Below are 18,108 nucleotides of genomic sequence, written 5' to 3'. Positions count from 1 at the left end.
CAGGCGCAGCCGCGCCCCTTCCCGGCCCTCGTCAGCCGGTATTGCGCAACCCCGCCGCAATCCCGTTGATGGAGATGTGAATCCCGGTCTGCACCCGCTCATCCCCCTGCCCCGCGCGCCAGCGGCGCACGAGTTCGACCTGCAAATGGTGCAGCGGGTCGATGTACGGAAACCGGTGCTTGATGGACCGGGCCAGCGCCGCGTTGTGCATCAGGCGGTGCTTGTCGCCGGTGATGCGGGTCAGGGCCTCTGCCGTGCGCAGCCATTCGGCTTCGATGGCGGTGAAGACCTTCTTGCGCAGCCGCGCGTCGGTCACCAGTTCGCTGTAGCGTGAGGCCAGGGCCAGGTCGCTTTTGGCGAGCACCATGTCCATGTTGGACAGCAAGGTGCGGAAGAACGGCCACTGGCGGTACATCTTTTGCAGCAGTGCCAGCTGGCTCTTGGAGTCCTTGCCTTCGGCGTTGACGAAGGCATCGACCGCGGAACCGAAGCCGAACCATCCGGGCAGCGTGAGGCGGCACTGGCCCCAGCTGAAGCCCCAGGGGATGGCGCGCAGGTCTTCGATCTTCTGGCTGGCCTTGCGGCTCGCGGGGCGCGAGCCGATGTTGAGCTCGGCGATCTCGCGGATGGGGGTGGAGTTGAAGAAGTATTCGGTGAAGCCGGGCGTCTCGTACACCAGTGCGCGGTAGCTGCCCATGCTCGCCAGCGACAGCTGCGCTGCGGCATCGAGGAACGCCTTGGTCGCAGGCTTGGTGGGCTGCAGCAGCGTGGCTTCGAGCGTGGCGGCGACCAGGGTCTCCAGGTTGCGCCGGCCGATCTCGGGGTTGGCGTACTTGGAGGCGATGACTTCGCCCTGCTCCGTCAGGCGGATCTGGCCGCGCACGGTGCCGGGGGGCTGGGCCAGGATGGCCTGGTAGCTCGGGCCGCCGCCGCGGCCCACGGTGCCGCCGCGGCCGTGGAACATGCGCAGCTGGATGCCGTGGCTGGTGGCCAGTTCGTCGAACAGCTCCACCAGCGCGATCTCGGCGCGGTACAACTCCCAGTTGCTGGTGAAGATGCCGCCGTCCTTGTTGCTGTCGCTGTAGCCGAGCATGATGTCCTGCTCGCTGCCGCTTCGGTGCACCAGGCCTGCCACACCCGGCAGGGCATAGAACTCGCGCATGATGGGCGCGGCATTGCGCAGGTCTTCGATGGTCTCGAACAGCGGCACGACGATGAGGTCGTTGCGGGCGTCGCCGTCCAGCGTGCCGCGCATCAGCCCCACTTCCTTTTGCAGCAGCAGCACCTCCAGCAGGTCGCTCACCGTTTCGGTGTGGCTGATGATGTAGTGGCGAATGGCCTGGTGGCCGTAGCGCTGGCGCATGGCCAGGGCCGCTTCGAAGATGGCGAGCTCACCCCGGGCATGGTCCGAGTAGCTGGCGCCCACCACACGCAGCGGGCGCGCGTCGTTAAGCAGGCGCAGCAGCAGCGCGCGCTTGTCGGTCTCGGACAGCGTGGAATACGCGGTCTCGATGCGTGCCGTGGACAGCAGCTCGGCCACCACTTCTTCGTGCTTGTCGGAGCTTTGGCGCAGGTCCACCGTGGCCAGGTGAAAGCCGAAGACCTGCACCGCGCGGATCAGCGGGTGCAGGCGCTCGGCGGCCAGGGCTTCGCCGTGGTGGGACTTGAGCGACGCCTCGATCACGCGCAGGTCGGCCAAAAAGGCCTCGGCACTCACGTACGGGTTCTGCGGGGCGACCGCATGGCGCGCCGCCTCGCCGCCGGTCAGCTCCTTGAGCGAAGCGGCCAGGCGCGCATAGACGCCCGTCAGCGCCCGGCGGTACGGCTCGTCCACCCGGTGCTCGTTGGTGTCGGGCGAGCGCGCAGCCAGCGCCTCCATCTCGGCCGACACCTGCACCAGGCGTGCCGACAGCGACAACTCGCCGCCCAGGTAGTGCACCTCGGTCAGGTAGTGGCGCAGCGCCACCTCGGCCTGGCGGCCCAGGGCGTACTGCAGGGTCTGCGCGGTGACGTTGGGGTTGCCGTCGCGGTCGCCGCCGATCCACTGGCCCATGCGCAGGAAGCTGTGCACGGGGTACTGGCCCAGCTCGGCTTCCAGGTCGGCATAGATCTTGGGGATCTCGCGCAGAAAGGTGGCTTCGTAGTACGACAGCGCGTTCTCGATCTCGTCGGCCACGGTGAGCTTGCTGTAGCGCAGCAGGCGCGTCTGCCACAGCTGGGCCACGCGGGCGCGCAGCTGGGCTTCGTTGGCGGCCAACTCGCGCGGGGTGAGCGCGTCCTTGGCGGTGTTGTACAGCTGGGCGCGCACCTGGATGTCGTCGCGCGTGGCGAGCAGCTGGGCGATGTCGCGCTCGGCATCCAGAATGCTCTTGCGCTGCACTTCGGTGGGGTGGGCGGTGAGCACGGGCGCCACGTAGCTGCCCGCCAGCGTCTGCGAGATGGTCTTGGGCGCGATGCCGGCCCAGCGAAGGCGCGACAGGGCGACCTCGATGCTGCCCTCCTGCGTGTCGCCGGCGCGCTCGTGCACGGCGCGGCGGCGGATGTGGTGGCGGTCCTCGGCCAGGTTGGCCAGGTGGCTGAAGTAGGTGAAGGCGCGGATCACGCTCACCGTCTGGTCGCCCGACAGCGACTTGAGCAGCTTCTTGAGCGCCCGGTCGGCCTCCTGGTCGGCATCGCGCCGGAAGGCCACGGAGAGCTTGCGCACCTGCTCGACCAGCTCATAGGCGGCCACGCCTTCCTGGTCGCGGATCACGTCGCCCAGGATGCGGCCGAGCAGGCGGATGTCGTCGATCAGGGGCTGGTCCTTGTCGGATCGTTTCATGCAGGTGTCTCCGGGAATGGATGGGATGGCCGGGGGCCGCCCGCCCGGTCTGCGCCAGGCCACACCACAGCCCCGGTGCGGGCGCATGCTAGCATCGCCCGCCCCTGAAAGATTACAAACAGGTTACGAACTTGAGCACCCCCAAAGACGCCCCCCACGCCTCGCCGACCGGGTCGCTGCCCCCCCAGGAGTCTCGCTTGTCGCAAGGGCACAGCCCCGCGGCAACCCCGCCGCTGTCCATCGTGATCGCCACGCGCGAGAGCCGCCTGGCGCTGTGGCAGGCCGAGCATGTGCAAGCCCTGCTGCGCGCGCAGGGCCACACGGTGGAGCTGCTGGGCATGACCACCAAGGGCGACCAGATCCTGGACCGCTCGCTGTCCAAGGTGGGCGGCAAGGGCCTGTTCGTGAAGGAGCTGGAAGTGGCGCTGGAAGAAGGCCGCGCGCACATCGCCGTGCACTCGCTGAAAGACGTGCCCATGGAGCTGCCCGAAGGCTTCGTGCTGGCCTGCGTGATGGAACGCGAAGACCCGCGCGACGCCTTCGTCTCGCCCCGCTATGCGTCGCTCGCCGATCTGCCCCAGGGCGCGGTGGTGGGCACCTCCAGCCTGCGCCGCCAGGTGCTGCTGCAGGCCCTGCGGCCGGACCTGAAAATCGAGCCGCTGCGCGGCAACCTCGACACCCGCCTGCGCAAGCTGGACGAAGGCCAGTACGACGGCATCGTGCTGGCGGCCGCAGGCTTGAAGCGCCTGGGGCTCGAGTCCCGCATCCGCACCGCGTTCGACCCCGACACCATGCTGCCCGCAGCGGGCCAGGGCGCGCTGGGCATCGAGGTGCGCGGCGAGCGGCAGGACCTGGTGGACGCGCTGGCACCGCTGGCGCACCAGGCCACCTGGCTCACCGTGGCGGCCGAACGCGCGGTCAGCCGTGCGATGGGCGGCAGCTGCTCCATGCCGCTGGCGGCGCACGGCACGCTGAGCGGCGGCGTGCTGCACATCGACGCTGCCTGGGGCGACCCGGACGGCCAGGCCCCGCTGGTGCGCGCACAGGCCCACGGGCCCGTGGCCACGCTGGTTCAAGCAGAAGCACTGGGCACCGCGGTGGCCGAGCGCCTGCGCGCTGGCGGCGCGCGCGGCGTGGACCCCGCGTTCCGCCCACAAGACTGAGCCGAGGCGGCCATGCCCCTGCCCCGGGTGATCGTCACGCGGCCGGCCCGCGAGGCCGCGCACTGGGTCGATCAGCTTTCGGCGCACGGCCTTGATGCCGTCGCACTGCCGTTGATCGGCATCGGCCCCTGCACCGACCCCGCAGCCCAGCAGGCCCTGGCGCAGGCGCACGCACGGCTGGCGGGCTACCGCGCGCTGATGTTCGTGAGCGGCAATGCCGCCACCTACTTTTTTGAATCAAAACAGCCCCTACCGCTTTATAAGCAAGCGCTATCAGCTATCAAAACAAGAGCATGGGCACCGGGCCCGGGCACAGCTGCCGCGCTGGTGCAGGCGGGCGTGCCACCTGGCCAGATCGACGGCCCGGCGCCCGATGCCGCGCAGTTCGACTCCGAATCGCTGTGGCAACAGGTGCACGGCCAGATCGGCCCGGGCGACCGTGTGCTCATCGTGCGCGGACGCTCGGCTACGCCCGACGGCGCGCACGAGTCGGCGCAGGGCACGGGGCGCGACTGGCTCGCGCAGCAGATCACCGCCGCCGGTGGGCAGGTGGACTTTGTGGTGGCATACCAACGCGGCGCGCCCACTTTCAATGCGATGGAGATGGCGCTGGCGCAACAGGCCGCGCAGGACGGTTCGGTGTGGCTGCTGAGCAGCTCCGAGGCCGTGGCCCACTTGGCACAGGCGCTGCCGGGCCAAACCTGGGCGGCGGCGCAGGCGCTGACCACCCACCCTCGCATCGCCCAGGCGGCCCACGCAGTGGGCTTTGGCACGGTGCGGGAATGCCGGCCAGCGCTGGCCGACGTGGTGGCGTCGATAGAATCGGGCGCATGAGTTCCGCGCCTTCCCACGACCTGCCTCCAGCCCACGCCGGCGCGCCCGTGGCCGCACCGGCGGCCATCCCCGTACCTGCACCGGCACCCGCCGCCACAGGCCGCGGCGGCGCCGTGACGCTGCTGCTCGGCACGGTGGCCGCCGCCGCGCTGATCAGCAGCGGCCTGTTGTGGCAACGCCTGAGCGCCATCCAGGAACAACTGGCCCGGCAGTCCGCCGACTCCGGCGCGCAGGCCATCGAGGCCCGCACCATGGCCCGCCAAGCCGAAGAACTGGTGCGCGACACCGCCGCCCGCCTGTCGGTGGCCGAGGCGCGCGTGAGCGAAGTGGCCCTGCAGCGCAGCCAGCTCGAAGAGCTCATGCAAAGCCTGTCGCGGTCGCGCGATGAAAACCTGGTGGTGGACATCGAGTCCGCTATCCGCCTAGCCCAGCAGCAGGCCCAGCTCACTGGCAGCCTGGAGCCGCTGGTGGCCGCCCTCAAGAGCGCCAACCAGCGCATCGAGCGCGCAGCGCAACCCCGCCTGGCCCCCGTGCAGCGCGCCATCGGCCGTGACCTGGACCGCCTGACCCGTGCGGCCGTCACCGACACCGCCGGCCTGCTGGCCCGCCTGGACGACCTGGTGCGCCAGGTGGACGAGCTGCCCGTGCTGAACGCGGTGGCGCAGGCAGCGTCGACCAAGCGCCTGTCCACCGGCCCGGCCGCTGTCGGCAGCCCGCCCGCCCCCACCGAGGGCATGGCGTGGTGGCAAGCCACCCTGCAGCGCAGTTGGGAAGTGGTGCGCGACGAAGCCCGGGGCCTGGTGCGCGTGAGCCGTATCGACCAGCCCGAGGCGATCTTGCTGGCGCCCGAGCAGACCTTTTTCCTGCGCGAGAACCTCAAACTCAAGCTGCTCAATGCGCGGCTGGGCGTGCTCGCGCGGCAGTTCGAATCGGCCCGCGCCGACCTGACCGCCGCCACCGTGGCCTTGAACAAGTACTTCGACCCCGCATCGCGGCGCACCCAGAACGCGGCCAGCACGCTGCAGACCGCGCAGGCCAGCATGAAGGCGGCCGAGCAGCCGCGGCTGGACGAAACCTTGTCCGCCCTGGCCACCGCAGCAGCCGGAAGGTAAATGAATCACCCCCTGAGTCGCTTCGCGCCTTCCCCCTCTCCTGCGGGAGGGGGACGCCACCGGTGGCCTGGCGAAGCCAGTTCCACGGTGGCACTCGCCTCTGGCCGCGCCAGTTTCACGGGCAGGCGCGCAGTGCAGCGGATCACTGAGCAATATTGAAATGCGCGCAGCACTTTGGCTTTTAGCATTGTTTGGCGTGGCCGTGGCGGCTGCGCTGTTCGCGGGCAACAACCAGGGCACTGTCACCCTGTACTGGCCGCCTTACCGCATCGACCTGTCGCTGAACATGGTGGTGCTGCTGCTGGTGGGCGGGTTCGTCACCGTCTACGCCGCGCTGCGTGCCCTCGCTGCGCTGCTGGAGCTGCCGCACCAGGCGCGCCGCTGGCGCGTGCAACAAAAGGAGCGCGCCATGCACGCGGCCTTGCTCGATGCGCTGACCCACATGCTGGGCGGCCGTTTCATCCGCTCGCGCAAGGCGGCGGTGGCGGCGCTGTCGCAAGAGAGCGCGCTGGCCGCCTCCGGCGAAGGCGTGCCGCACGGCGGCCAGCTGCGCGCCCTGGCGCACATGATTGCGGCCGAGGCATCGCATGCCCTGCAAGACCGCGCGACGCGCGAAAGCCATCTGCAGGACGCGCTGCAGGAGGCCCCGGCCCGCGGCACCGTCAACGAGCAGGAAATGCGCGAAGGCACGCAGATGCGCGCCGCCCGCTGGTCGCTGGACGACCGCGACCCGAGCGCAGCGCTCGAACGCCTGGCCGCCCTGCCCCAGGGCGCGGCGCGTCGCACGCTGGCCCTGCGCATCAAGCTCAAGGCCACGCGCCTGGCACGGCAGACGCAAGAGGCACTCGACACCGCGCGCCTGCTGGGCAAGCACCGCGCTTTCTCGCCCAGCGCGGCACAGAGCATCGTGCGCGGCCTGGCCACTGAGCTCATCCACAGCGCGCACGACACCGCGCAGCTGCAGCAGATCTGGCTGTCGCTGGAATCGTCCGAACGCAACATGCCCGAGCTGGCGATTCAGGCCGCGCAGCGCCTCGCATCACTGGGTGGTGACGCCACGCAGGTGCGCGCCTGGCTGCTGCCGGTGTGGGAGCGCATGGTCGGCCTGCCCGACGCACTGGCAGAGCACCATGCGCTGAAGCTGGTGCGGGCACTCGAAGCGGGCCTGGATGCACTGGACGCGCCCTGGCTGGCCCGCATCGAATCCGCCCACCAGGCGAACCCGCGCGACGCGCGGCTGCAGTACCTGGCCGGCATGGCCTGCCTCAAGCGGCAACTGTGGGGCAAGTCCCAGCAGTTGCTCACGCAGGCCGCGCAGCAGCTGGCCGACGCCGGCCTGCGCGCCAGTGCGTGGCGGCATCTGGCCGAACTCGCCGAGCAGCGGGGCGACGATGCCGTCGCGGCCGAGGCGTGGAAGAAAGCCGCGCTGGGCCGGTAACCCTGCGCCGCGCAACCCGCGCACCCGCGCACCGGCGGCTTGAGCTAGCTGCCCGAGCACGCCGTTTGAAAGAGCCGCCAGGACGCGCTGCATGACAGAGCGACCTGCCGCCATGCCGCCGCTTCACAGTCCGACCGGCGCGGTCCGGCCAGACCCCGGGCGCTCTTCATCCATCGCCTCACCCGATGCCCCCTGACCGCACAGGGTTACCCCAAGCATTGGGGAACTTTGATTGCTCAGGCCCCCTCAATTCATTTTTTTTGAACTGAGTGGTCAATCTGCCTGAAGCCGGGCCTGCCCCTGGCTTCCTACACTGCCCTATCACCGGACGCGCACCAGCACCCGCTGCAGCGCGCCGGCGCCCACATTCCTGAGCCACCTTTTTGATGACTGCAACCGCCCAAGCCCCTGCTGCCGCAGCACCACCACGCCGCTACACGCGCACCGCCATCCTCCTGCACTGGGTGCTGGGTCTGGCGCTGATCGGACTGTTCGGCTTCGGCCTGTACATGACCGGCCTGCCGTTCTCGCCCCAGCGGCTCAAGTTCTACAACTGGCACAAGTGGGCGGGCGTGACCATCCTCGTGCTGTCGGTGCTGCGCCTGCTGTGGCGCTTGACGCACCGCCCCCCAGCATTGCCTGCCGCTGTCGACAACGCCATGCCGCGGTGGCAAAAACTGGCGCACCACGGCACGCACCACCTGCTGTACCTGCTGTTCTTCGCCGTGCCGCTGATCGGCTGGGCGTACAGCTCTGCGGCGGGCTTTCCCATCGTCTTCCTGGGCCTGTGGCAGCTCCCCGACTTCGTGCCGGTGAGCAAGGAGCTGGCCGAGGCCATCAAGCCGTGGCACCAGTACACCGCGTTCGCGATGGCGGGCCTGGTGGTGCTGCATGTGGCGGCAGCGCTCAAGCACCAGATCATCGACCGCGATGGCCTGCTCCGACGCATGCTGCCTGGTGGAGGATGAAGGCCCCCCTGAGCCGCTTCGCGTCTTCCCTCGAAGGGGGACGCACCCGGTGGACCGGCAAAGCCGGATCCACGGGTGCGCTGGCGAGTGCTCGCCCCAGTCATACCTCAGTGGCACATCTCGGCACTGCTCTCTTTTCCAACAATCTTTGATCGGAGTTTCCGAATGAACTTGTCTTCCGCCTTCTCCCGCATCGTGCTGGGCGCCGCCTTCGTCGTGAGCGCCCAGGCTGCCATGGCCCAGCAACAGCTTGTGCCCGCCCAGAGCGAGGTGCAGTTCACCGCGCGCCAGATGGGTGTGCCGCTGGATGGGCATTTCAAGAAGTTCAGCGCCCAGGTGGCGTTCGACCCCGCCAAGCTGGCCACCAGCAAGATCGCGCTCACCGTGGACACCGGCAGCGCCACGCTGGGCTCCAAGGAAACCGATGCCGAGCTGCCCAAGCCCGTCTGGTTCAACGTGGCCAAGTTCCCGCAGGCGCAGTTCGAGTCCACCGCCATCAAGGCGCTGGGCGGCGGCAAGTTCGAAGTGGCCGGCAAGCTCACCATCAAGGGCAATGCCCAGAACGTGGTCGTGCCCGTGACGCTCACGCAAAGCGGCCCCACCACCACGGCCACCGGCACCCTGCCCATCAAGCGCCTGGCGTTCAAGATCGGCGAGAACGAGTGGGCCGACACCTCGATGGTGGCCGACGACGTGACCGTGAAGTTCAAGCTCGCTCTCACCGGCGTGGGCAAGATCTGAATGAAGCGCCCCCTGAGTCGCTCCGCGCCTTCCTCTCTCTCTCGCATTGCTGCGCAATGCGGGAGGGGGACGCTCCCAGCGCGGCGGGGCGGCCCTTGCGCGGGAGCGCTGGCCTCGGCCATGCCTGTTTCGGGCCTGGGCTGACAACTCAAACTTTTTCGTGTTCCTTCGTCCCTGAACCTTTCCTTTTAAGGAGTTTTCGCATGCGCAAGTCCCTGTTCTCCCTGCTGGCCGTGGCTGCTGCCACCACCCTGACCGCTGGCGCCGCCCAGGCCGCCAACTACGCCATCGACCCGACGCACACCTTCGTGACGTTCGAGATCGGCCACTTCGGCACGACCACGAACCGCGCCCGCTTCGACAAGAAGCAAGGCACGGTGGAGTTCGACCGCGCAGCCAAGACCGGCAAGGTGGACATCACCATCGACACCACCTCGGTGAACTCGGGCACGCCTCCGTTCGACAAGCACCTGCAAAGCCCTGACCTGTTCGATGCGGCCAAGCACCCCACCATCAAGTTCGTGTCGGACAAGTTCACCTTCAACGGCGACAAGGTCAGCGAAGTGACCGGCCAGCTCACGCTGCTGGGCAAGACCGCCCCCGTGACGTTGAAGGCCACGCAGTTCAACTGCTACGACAGCCCGATGCTCAAGCGCGAAGTGTGCGGCGGCGACTTCGAGACCACCATCGACCGCACCCAGTGGGGCATGAATTACGGCGTGGAATGGGGCTTCCCCAAGAACGTGCGCCTCGTGGTCCAGATCGAAGCCGTGAAGCAGTAATCACGGTCGTCACTGCCCCCAAGGCGCCGCTGGCGTCTTGGCCCAGAAGCCACCCGCAGCGTCAGCGCAGCGGGTGGCTTTTTTCCTGGGCGCCACCGTGGGCATCTGGGGCGCAAGCTGCCCGGTGTGCGCTCAGGCTGTGTCCAGCGACGCATCCAGATCCCAGCCCTGGTGCCGCCACGCCCACACCACATCCGGCTGCAGGGCACGCAAAAAGGCATGGTCGTGGGACACCACGATCCAGGCGCCGGTGAAGGCCTGCAGCGCAGACTGCAGGGCGTCCACGGCGGCCATGTCCAGGTGGTTCGTGGGCTCGTCGAGCAGCAGCATCTGCGCCGGCTCGCCCGCCCACAGCGCGCAGGCCAGCGCGGCCTTGATGCGTTCCCCACCGCTGAGCTGCCCTGAAGACTGCCGCACCTTGTCCGCCCCCAGCCCCATCTGCGCCAGGTGCGTGCGGAGCGCAGCCTCGGGCAAGGGCGAGCCCAGCGCCTGCAGTTGATCGAGCACGCTGCGCCCGGGCGGCAGCATGTCGGTGTTGTGCTGGTCCAGCCAGGCGGCCCGCACGCTGCGCAGCACGCGGCCCCCAGACATGTTGCCCGAGACGTCGCCCGACATGTCGCGCGCAACCTCGCCCGGCCCCGCGATCAGCCGCAGCAGGCTGCTCTTGCCGCAGCCGTTGGGCCCCGTGACCGCGATGCGCACCGGCCCGCTCCACACGCCATCCAGCGGCGGCTGGCCGGGTGCGACATGGGGCACCACCACCTGTTCGAACGCCAGCACCTGCCTGCCCGCCGGCACAGCGCTTTGCGGCAGCACCAGCGTGGCCGATGCCTGCGCGGGAAGCCGCGATGCCGCCTCGCGCACCGCGTCGTTCAGGCGCAGCCGCTCCTGCTGCTGGCGCTCGTGCTCGCGGCCGGCGTGGGCCTGGGCGTTGTTCTTCTGGCGGTCCAGCAATACGGACGCCTGGTTGGCCGTGCGCCCCACTTCGCGGCCACGGGCTGCGCGGCGCAGTTGTGCATCGTGGTCCCGCTGCAGCGTGCGCAGGCCCCGCTCGCGCTCGGTGCGCGCGTGGTCCAGGTCCGCCTGGGCGGCTGCGGCTTCGGCCTGGCGCTGCGCCTGGTACAGGGCCCAGTTGCCGCCATAGCGCTGCAGCCCGGCCGGAGACAGCTCCAAGATGCTGCCCACCGCCCCCAGCAGCTCGCGGTCGTGGCTGGCCACGAGTACGCTGCCGGGCCACTGGCCGAGCGACTCCATCAACCAGCGGCGGGCGGGGCGGTCCAGGTGGTTGGTGGGCTCGTCCAGCACCAGCAGGTCCGCATCCGACAAGAAAGCGCCCGCCAGCGCCACGCGCATGCGTTCGCCGCCGCTCAGTTGCCGGGCCTCGTGTCCCGGTTGCAGGTGGGCCAGGCCCAGTGCCTGCAGCGCCTGTTGCCAGCGCGCGGGCAGGTCCCACCGCCCATCGACCGCCAGCACATCGTCGGCAGACCCCTCCCCGGCCGCGAGCCGCGCCAGCGCGCCCAGCACCGGCCCCAGGCCGGCGATGTCTGCCACTGTGGCCTGCGGCGCGGCGTCCACCTCCTGCGCCACCGCATGCACCGGGGGCTGGCCCAGCACCACGCCGCTGGCCGGCTGCAGCGCACGCGCCGCCAACTGAAGGAAGACGCTCTTGCCACTGCCATTGGCACCTACGATGCCCGTCACGCCGCGGCCCACGGCCACGGTCAGGGGGCGTGCCCACAGCGCATGCCCGCCGGGCGGGCCCCAGGTGACGTCGTGAAACTGCAGCACGCTGGCGCCCGCACGCGGATGCGGCGATGGGGACGGCGCCCCACCGTCACCAGAAGCCGCGGACACGGCAGAGGAAGGGGAATCCGACGAAGGATGAGCAGCCGAAGCTGCGGCAGCGCTGCGGCTACTGAGGGTGGATGCGGCAGCGCTGCGGCTGCCGGGGGCGGATGCGCCCCGTGAAGGTGTCGCCATGCCAAAGCACTCCAGACAAGACAGAGAGCCCCCTGGCCTTCGCAAAGGCAAGCGGGGGAACGGCTTGAAGAGGCTTACAGGCGCATGGGAGTCGGGCCTCGGTGGGTGGCAATGGACGGATGCGGACTGTACCGCAAACTCGTCGCCCCTAAAAATTAACTTAACGTAAATTGATTACGAATAGTAGAATTACAACCATCCATCTGAGGAGACACCGCATGAATGCCGTCTTGAAGCCCGACCTGGCCACCCTGCCCGCGCCCGCTGCCATCCAGCAACTGCACCACTACGCCTACAAGGCGCGCGACGCCGAGGAAACGCGCCACTTCTACGAAGACATCCTGGGCCTGCCGCTGTACCACATCATCCAGAGCGACCACGTGCCCAGCACCGGCGAGTACTGCCCGTACACGCACTTCTTCTTTCGCCTGAAGGACGGCTCGTTCATCGCCTTCTTCGACCTGGGCGACGACGTGAAGGCCGAGCCTTCGCCCAACACGCCGCTGTGGGTCAACCACATCGCCTTCCGCGTGAACACCATCGAAGAGCTGGAGAACACCAAGCAGCGCCTGCAGGCCCACGGCATCGAGGTGCTGGGCGTGACGGACCACCACATCTTCAAGAGCATCTACTTCTTCGACCCCAACGGCATCCGCCTGGAGCTGTCGGCCCAGCTGGCCAATGAAGAAGCCATGGAAAAGGACAGCACGGTGGCGCATGCGCGCCTGAAGGAGTGGACGGCGCGCAAGGAGCAGTGGCGCAAGGAGCGCGCCGAAGGCAAGGCGGCCCAGCCCCTGAAGCCGCAGCAGAACGACCGGCCGGAGTACGCACAAGGCTGATGCGGTGGCCCGGGGGCGCCCGGCTGGCACTCGCTCGTGATGAAAAAGTGCTCCACCGCTTGATAGAAAAGCGCCAGCAGCTATAAAAAAAGTAGCAAGAAGCCGACACCTGGCGCAGGCCGGGCGCTGGCGGCTACAGACAAAGCACGAGTTGCACTCACAGCCCGCGCTCGCCAGCACATCCCCAGGCGTCCAACAGCACGCCTCCCAACCGGCAATGAGTGCTCCCGCAGGCGCTCCCTGGTGCCTCAGCCGCCCTGCTGGTGCGCCCGCATGATCTGGTGCCGCTGCCAGTAATGGCCCACCGCGGCGTTGAACTCGTCCTTTTGCTTGGCCAGGCCGCCGAGCTTGATCTTCGTGGTCTTGGCCGTGCCCAGCGCGCCCTTGTCGGGGTGGGTCACGATGAGCGCATTGCCGAAGCTGCTTTCCTTGTACTCCAGCGCCTTCACCGCGTCCCAGAACACGGTGGTCTCGTCGGCGCTGGTGCGGATGCCGTCGATGCTGATCTCCACGGTGTCATCACCCTTGAGCTGGAACACCACCGGCGGGAAGTACTTCAGCACCACGGCGCGCTCTGCGTCATTGGCCGGCTCGTAGCGGTAGGCCAGGCTGCGCTCGTGGTCTTGCGCGAACTGCTGCTCGTAGTCGCTCCACAGGCGCTGCTCGATGGCGTCGGCCGTGAGTATCTGCTGCACCCAGGTGGCCGCAGGCACGCGCACGGCGATGCTGCCCCAGTCCTGCTCCTTCACGGCCATGCCCACATTGCGCAGCCGCTCGGGCATGGCGGGGTGCGAGTCGTAGGGGTGGGGCACGTTGGCGGTCTTCATCGCGGCCAGGAAGTCGTCCGACGCAGCGTACGGCGCGAGGCCCTGGGCCACGAAGCTGGCAATACCCAGCGTGGCCTGGTCGTGCCGCTCGTTGCGGCCGAAGAGTTCGTCCTCGATCTTGTGGCGGTACTGCGCGTACGCCGCGATCTTGACGAGCGACTGCGCGATCGCCGCGGGGGTGATGAGCTTGGCGGCGATGCGGTCGGCCTTGAACTCGCGCTCGCGGCTGTCGCGGGCGAGCGCGATCTCGAAGATCATGCGGTACAGGTCGAGCACGGGCGAGACGATGGCGGTGAGCCCGCCGGTGCGCATCGCGTGGCGGTAGTGGTCGTACTGCACGAGCTTGGGGCCCAGCAGGGCGCTGCTTTTGGTGTCGCCACCGCGCAGGTGGGCCAGTTCATGGCCGAAGACCGCGTCGGCTTCGGACTGGTCGAGGATGCGCAGCAGCGGCAGGCTGACGAACAGCGTGCGGCCCGTCAGGAGCTTGTCACCCACCGCCAGCGGAGCCTCGGTGACGAAGAAGTTGGCGTCGATGCCGGCCACGATGTGCTGCGGCGGCTCGGTCTTCAGGCGCTCGGCCATGTGGCGGATGCGCTTCCACAGCAGGGGCGCATCTTCTTCGGACACCAGCTCGCCCACGGCGCGGCTTTCGGAATGCACCCGCTTGAAGATGCCCGCCACCGCCACGAACACACCGGCCGCCACGGCCAGGCCGACGACGATGATGAGCTTGGGCGAGTACTTGTGAAAGAAAAAGGCAGTGACCCAGAAAGACAGCCAGACCGCCATGGCCCCCTGCACGACCAGCGCCGCCGCACTGGCCCAGGTGGTCAGGCGCCAGCCGGTGACGAAGCTGCTGTACTGCAGCGTGCGGTCGGCAAAGGCCAGCGCGCCCAGGCCCAGCACGCTCACCAGCAGCAGGGCACTGGCCACCAGGGTCCAGAACGACACCTTGCGCGCCATGTTGAACTGCCAGACGTCCGAGTACCGCTCGCACAGCGCCGCGCGGTAGTCCTGCGCCTCGGGGTCGGTGCTGCCGCAGATGGTGGACGGCGGGTTCAGGCGGTAGTAGTCCTTGCGCGCCTGCTTCTCGGCCGCGGGCATGCCCTTTTCGGCGTCGATGCGCTGGCTGATGCCGGCCACGAAACCCGCGTCCTGGTCGCGCTGCGCGTAGCCGCTGAAGAAGTACGTCCCCGCCGGCACCAGGAACAGCGCGAGCAGCGCGTACACGAAGACCTTGGCCAGGGCCGTGCGGAAAGAAGATGGAACTGCTGTCATGGGTTCGGACGTGTGTTATGGCGGCCCAATGCCCGAAACCGGCGCTTTTGCGCGCCGCCTTTCTGGCCGGTAGTCCACCGTGTTGTATGTAGTGATCCGAAGAGCACGCGCGTGCTCTCTTGCATGGAGCCCGGCCTGCTTCACTGCGGCCTTCCCTCGCTCCATGGGCGGCGATTATCGGCACCGCTGTGGCTGCAGGTGCAGGCACAAGGTAACAATTGGATAGAAACGCTGGATGAACGGTCGGACAGCCCGCAGCCCCACGGCGCCGGGGCAGTGGCTGCGCTCCCGTAAAATGCCCGGTCCATCTTGTCCGACCCGGCGCCGCACAGCGTGGCCGCCGGGTCCCACCGCCCCATACCCCATGAGCTCGCCCCTGCAACAAACCGGCCTCGACAGCCTGTCCAAGTCTTTTGAACCTGCCGCCCTGGAAGCCCACTGGGGCCCCGAATGGGAGCGCCGTGGCTACGGCGTAGCGGGCTTCCGGGGCACCGGCGCCGCCCAGGCGGGCGAGCCCGCGTTCTCCATCCAGCTGCCGCCGCCCAACGTGACGGGCACGCTGCACATGGGCCATGCGTTCAACCAGACGATCATGGACAGCCTGACGCGCTACCACCGCATGCGTGGCTTCAACACGGCGTGGGTGCCGGGCACCGACCACGCGGGCATCGCCACGCAGATCGTGGTGGAGCGCCAGCTGCAGGAACAAGGCATCAGCCGCTACGACATGGGCCCGACCCCGCCCGAGGCGCGCAAGAACTTCGTGAGCAAGGTGTGGGAATGGAAGGAAAAGTCGGGCAACACCATCACCACGCAGATGCGCCGCATGGGCGACAGCGTGGACTGGAGCCGTGAATACTTCACCATGGACGACAAGCTCTCCACGGTGGTGACAGACACCTTCGTAAAGCTGTACGAACAGGGCCTGATCTACCGCGGCAAGCGCCTGGTGAACTGGGACCCGAAGCTGCAGTCCGCCGTGTCCGACCTGGAAGTCGAGAGCGAAGAAAAAGACGGCTCGCTGTGGCACATTGCCTACCCGCTGGCCGATGGCTCGGGCAGCCTGACGGTGGCCACCACCCGCCCCGAGACCATGCTGGGCGACGTGGCCCTGATGGTGCACCCGGAGGACGCGCGTTACACCCACCTCATCGGCAAGATGGTGAACCTGCCGCTGTGCGACCGCCAGATCCCGGTGATCGCCGACGACTACGTGGACAAGGAATTCGGCACGGGCGTGGTCAAGGTCACCCCCGCGCACGACCAGAACGACTACGCCGTGGGCCAGCGCCACAAGCTGCCCATGATCGTGGTGCTGACGCTGCAGGCCACCATCAACGAGAACGCCCCGGCCAAATACCAGGGCATGGACCGCTTCGTGGCCCGCAAGGCCGTGGTGGCGGACCTCGAAGCCCTCGGCGCGCTGGTCGAGGTGAAGAAGCACAAGCTCATGGTGCCCATCTGCACCCGCACCGGCCAGGTCATCGAGCCCATGCTGACCGACCAGTGGTTCGTGGCCATGAGCAAGGTGTCCGAGCAGGACCCCACGGGCAAGAGCATCGCGCAAAAGGCCATCGACGCGGTGGCCACGGGCGAGGTGACGTTCGTGCCCGAGAACTGGGTCAACACCTACAACCAGTGGATGAACAACATCCAGGACTGGTGCATCAGCCGCCAGCTGTGGTGGGGCCACCAGATCCCGGCGTGGTACGACGAGGACGGCACCGTGATCGTGGCCCGGAGCGAAGCCGAGGCGCAGGCCAAGGCGCCCGGCAAGACGCTGCGCCGCGACGAGGACGTGCTCGACACCTGGTACTCGTCCGCGCTCGTGCCTTTCAGCACCATGGGCTGGCCTGAACAAGGCGACGCACCCACCGACGACTTCAACCTGTACCTGCCCAGCACCGTGCTGGTGACGGGCTACGACATCATCTTCTTCTGGGTCGCCCGGATGATCATGATGACCACGCACTTCACCGGCCGCGTGCCGTTCAAGCATGTGTACATCCACGGCCTGGTGCGCGACGCGCAGGGCAAGAAGATGAGCAAGTCCGAAGGCAACGTGCTCGACCCGGTGGACCTGATCGACGGCATTGCGCTCGACCCGCTGCTGGACAAGCGCACCACCGGCCTGCGCAAGCCCGAGACCGCACCCACCGTGCGCAAGAACACGCAAAAGGAATTCCCCGAGGGCATCCCGGCCTACGGCGCCGATGCGCTGCGCTTTACCTTTGCGGCGCTGGCCAGCCTGGGGCGCAGCATCAACTTCGACAGCAAGCGCTGCGAGGGCTACCGCAACTTCTGCAACAAGCTCTGGAACGCCAGCCGCTTCGTGCTGATGAACTGCGAAGGCCAGGACTGCGGCCTGAAAGAGCACACCAAGGAAGAATGCCAGCCCGGCGGCCCCGCCCACGGCTACATGCACTTCAGCCAGGCCGACCGCTGGATCACGTCGCTGCTGCAAAAGACCGAGGCCGAGGTGGCCAAGGGTTTTGCCGAGTACCGCCTGGACAACGTGGCCAACACGATCTACGACTTTGTCTGGAACGAATACTGCGACTGGTACCTGGAGATCGCCAAGGTGCAGATCCAGAACGGCACCGAGGCCGAGCAGCGCGCCACGCGCCGCACGCTGATCCGCACGCTGGAAGCCATCCTGCGCCTGGCCCACCCGATCATCCCGTTCATCACCGAAGCCCTGTGGCAAGTGGTGGCGCCCGTGGCCGGTATCCCCGGCGAGTCGGTCAGCATCGCCCGCTACCCTGAGGCCCAACCCGCCAAGATCGATGAGGCCTCCATCGCCCACATGGGCCGCGTGAAGGGCCTCGTGGACGCCTGCCGCGCCCTGCGTGGCGAGATGAGCGTCTCGCCGTCGACCCGCCTGCCCATGTTCGTGGTGGGCGACACCGAGTTCATGCGCGGCGTGGCGCCGGTGCTGCAGGCGCTGGCCAAGCTCAGCGAGGTCAAGGTGTTCGACGACGAAGCCGCCTGGGCCGCCGCCGCGCAGGCCGCGCCCGTGGCTGTGGTGGGCGATGCCCGCATGTGCCTGTACATGGAGATCGACGTGGCGGCCGAGAAGGCCCGTCTGTCCAAGGAAATCGCCCGCATCGAGGGCGAGGTCGCCAAGGCCCACAACAAGCTCTCCAACGAAGCGTTCGTGGCCAAGGCCCCCCCTGCGGTGATCGACCAGGAAAAGAAGCGCATCGCCGACTTCGGCGCCACGCTGGGCCGGTTGCGCGATCAACTGACACGACTGGGCTGACCACCGACGCCATACTCTTCGGGCTGGAGGGCCCGCCCTGGCGGCGCCCCCCACCACCCGATT

The 18,108-nt window shown here is 68.4% G+C and carries 12 protein-coding genes; 9 read left to right on the top strand and 3 right to left on the bottom strand.

All coding sequences use genetic code 11. From position 1 onward, the window contains the following. Positions 1–31: 31 nt before the first annotated feature. Entirely contained in the window at positions 32–2,821 is a 2,790-nt protein-coding gene (gene ppc / locus ACSQ3D_RS20805) for a phosphoenolpyruvate carboxylase (protein ID WP_436128160.1), read from the bottom strand. 197 nt (positions 2,822–3,018) lie between these two features. Here ppc and hemC point away from each other — a divergent pair, with 197 nt between their 5' ends. The 7 genes from hemC (at position 3,019) to ACSQ3D_RS20770 (ending at position 9,859) form a co-directional block, all read left to right on the top strand. Continuing rightward, positions 3,019–3,984, top strand: a complete 966-nt coding sequence (gene hemC, locus ACSQ3D_RS20800; protein WP_436128203.1) for a hydroxymethylbilane synthase — start codon at positions 3,019–3,021, stop codon at positions 3,982–3,984. Between the two features lie 12 nt (positions 3,985–3,996). After that, positions 3,997–4,818, top strand: a complete 822-nt coding sequence (locus ACSQ3D_RS20795; protein ID WP_436128159.1) for a uroporphyrinogen-III synthase — start codon at positions 3,997–3,999, stop codon at positions 4,816–4,818. Next, positions 4,815–5,930, top strand: coding sequence for a uroporphyrinogen-III C-methyltransferase (locus tag ACSQ3D_RS20790; RefSeq protein ID WP_436128158.1), 1,116 nt, complete (start codon positions 4,815–4,817; stop codon positions 5,928–5,930). Before ACSQ3D_RS20795 ends, ACSQ3D_RS20790 begins: the two co-directional genes overlap by 4 nt. A 160-nt stretch (positions 5,931–6,090) precedes the next feature. Then, positions 6,091–7,368, top strand: coding sequence for a heme biosynthesis HemY N-terminal domain-containing protein (locus ACSQ3D_RS20785; protein ID WP_436128157.1), 1,278 nt, complete (start codon positions 6,091–6,093; stop codon positions 7,366–7,368). A 386-nt stretch (positions 7,369–7,754) separates the two neighbouring features. After that, positions 7,755–8,336 (top strand): cytochrome b, encoded by a 582-nt coding sequence (locus ACSQ3D_RS20780; protein ID WP_056412921.1) that lies wholly within the window; start codon positions 7,755–7,757, stop codon positions 8,334–8,336. Between the two features lie 165 nt (positions 8,337–8,501). After that, complete coding sequence (locus ACSQ3D_RS20775; protein ID WP_056412918.1) at positions 8,502–9,077, top strand: YceI family protein; 576 nt, start codon at positions 8,502–8,504, stop codon at positions 9,075–9,077. A 203-nt stretch (positions 9,078–9,280) separates the two neighbouring features. Next, complete coding sequence (locus tag ACSQ3D_RS20770; RefSeq protein WP_056412915.1) at positions 9,281–9,859, top strand: YceI family protein; 579 nt, start codon at positions 9,281–9,283, stop codon at positions 9,857–9,859. Positions 9,860–9,991: 132 nt separating this feature from the next. Here ACSQ3D_RS20770 and ACSQ3D_RS20765 read toward each other — a convergent pair whose 3' ends face one another. Continuing rightward, positions 9,992–11,713 carry an ATP-binding cassette domain-containing protein gene (locus ACSQ3D_RS20765; RefSeq protein WP_436128156.1) on the bottom strand — a complete coding sequence of 574 codons (1,722 nt, stop codon included), beginning with the start codon at positions 11,711–11,713 and terminating at the stop codon, positions 9,992–9,994. Positions 11,714–12,057: 344 nt separating this feature from the next. Here ACSQ3D_RS20765 and ACSQ3D_RS20760 point away from each other — a divergent pair, with 344 nt between their 5' ends. Beyond that, on the top strand, positions 12,058–12,678 hold the full coding sequence (locus ACSQ3D_RS20760) for a VOC family protein (protein ID WP_056167046.1): 621 nt from the start codon (positions 12,058–12,060) through the stop codon (positions 12,676–12,678). A 248-nt stretch (positions 12,679–12,926) separates the two neighbouring features. Here the strand turns inward: ACSQ3D_RS20760 and ACSQ3D_RS20755 are convergent, their stop codons facing one another. Further along, entirely contained in the window at positions 12,927–14,783 is a 1,857-nt protein-coding gene (locus tag ACSQ3D_RS20755) for a M48 family metalloprotease (protein ID WP_436128155.1), read from the bottom strand. Positions 14,784–15,147: 364 nt separating this feature from the next. Here ACSQ3D_RS20755 and ACSQ3D_RS20750 point away from each other — a divergent pair, with 364 nt between their 5' ends. After that, positions 15,148–18,045, top strand: coding sequence for a valine--tRNA ligase (locus tag ACSQ3D_RS20750; protein WP_436128154.1), 2,898 nt, complete (start codon positions 15,148–15,150; stop codon positions 18,043–18,045). Positions 18,046–18,108: the final 63 nt, after the last annotated feature.

This window comes from Acidovorax sp. LjRoot117 (assembly GCF_964252695.1).
In the GTDB taxonomy this organism is placed as follows: Bacteria; Pseudomonadota; Gammaproteobacteria; order Burkholderiales; family Burkholderiaceae_C; genus Acidovorax.
The sequence above is the reverse complement of the archived record's forward strand: the minus strand, read 5'-3'. Positions and strand labels throughout refer to the sequence as shown.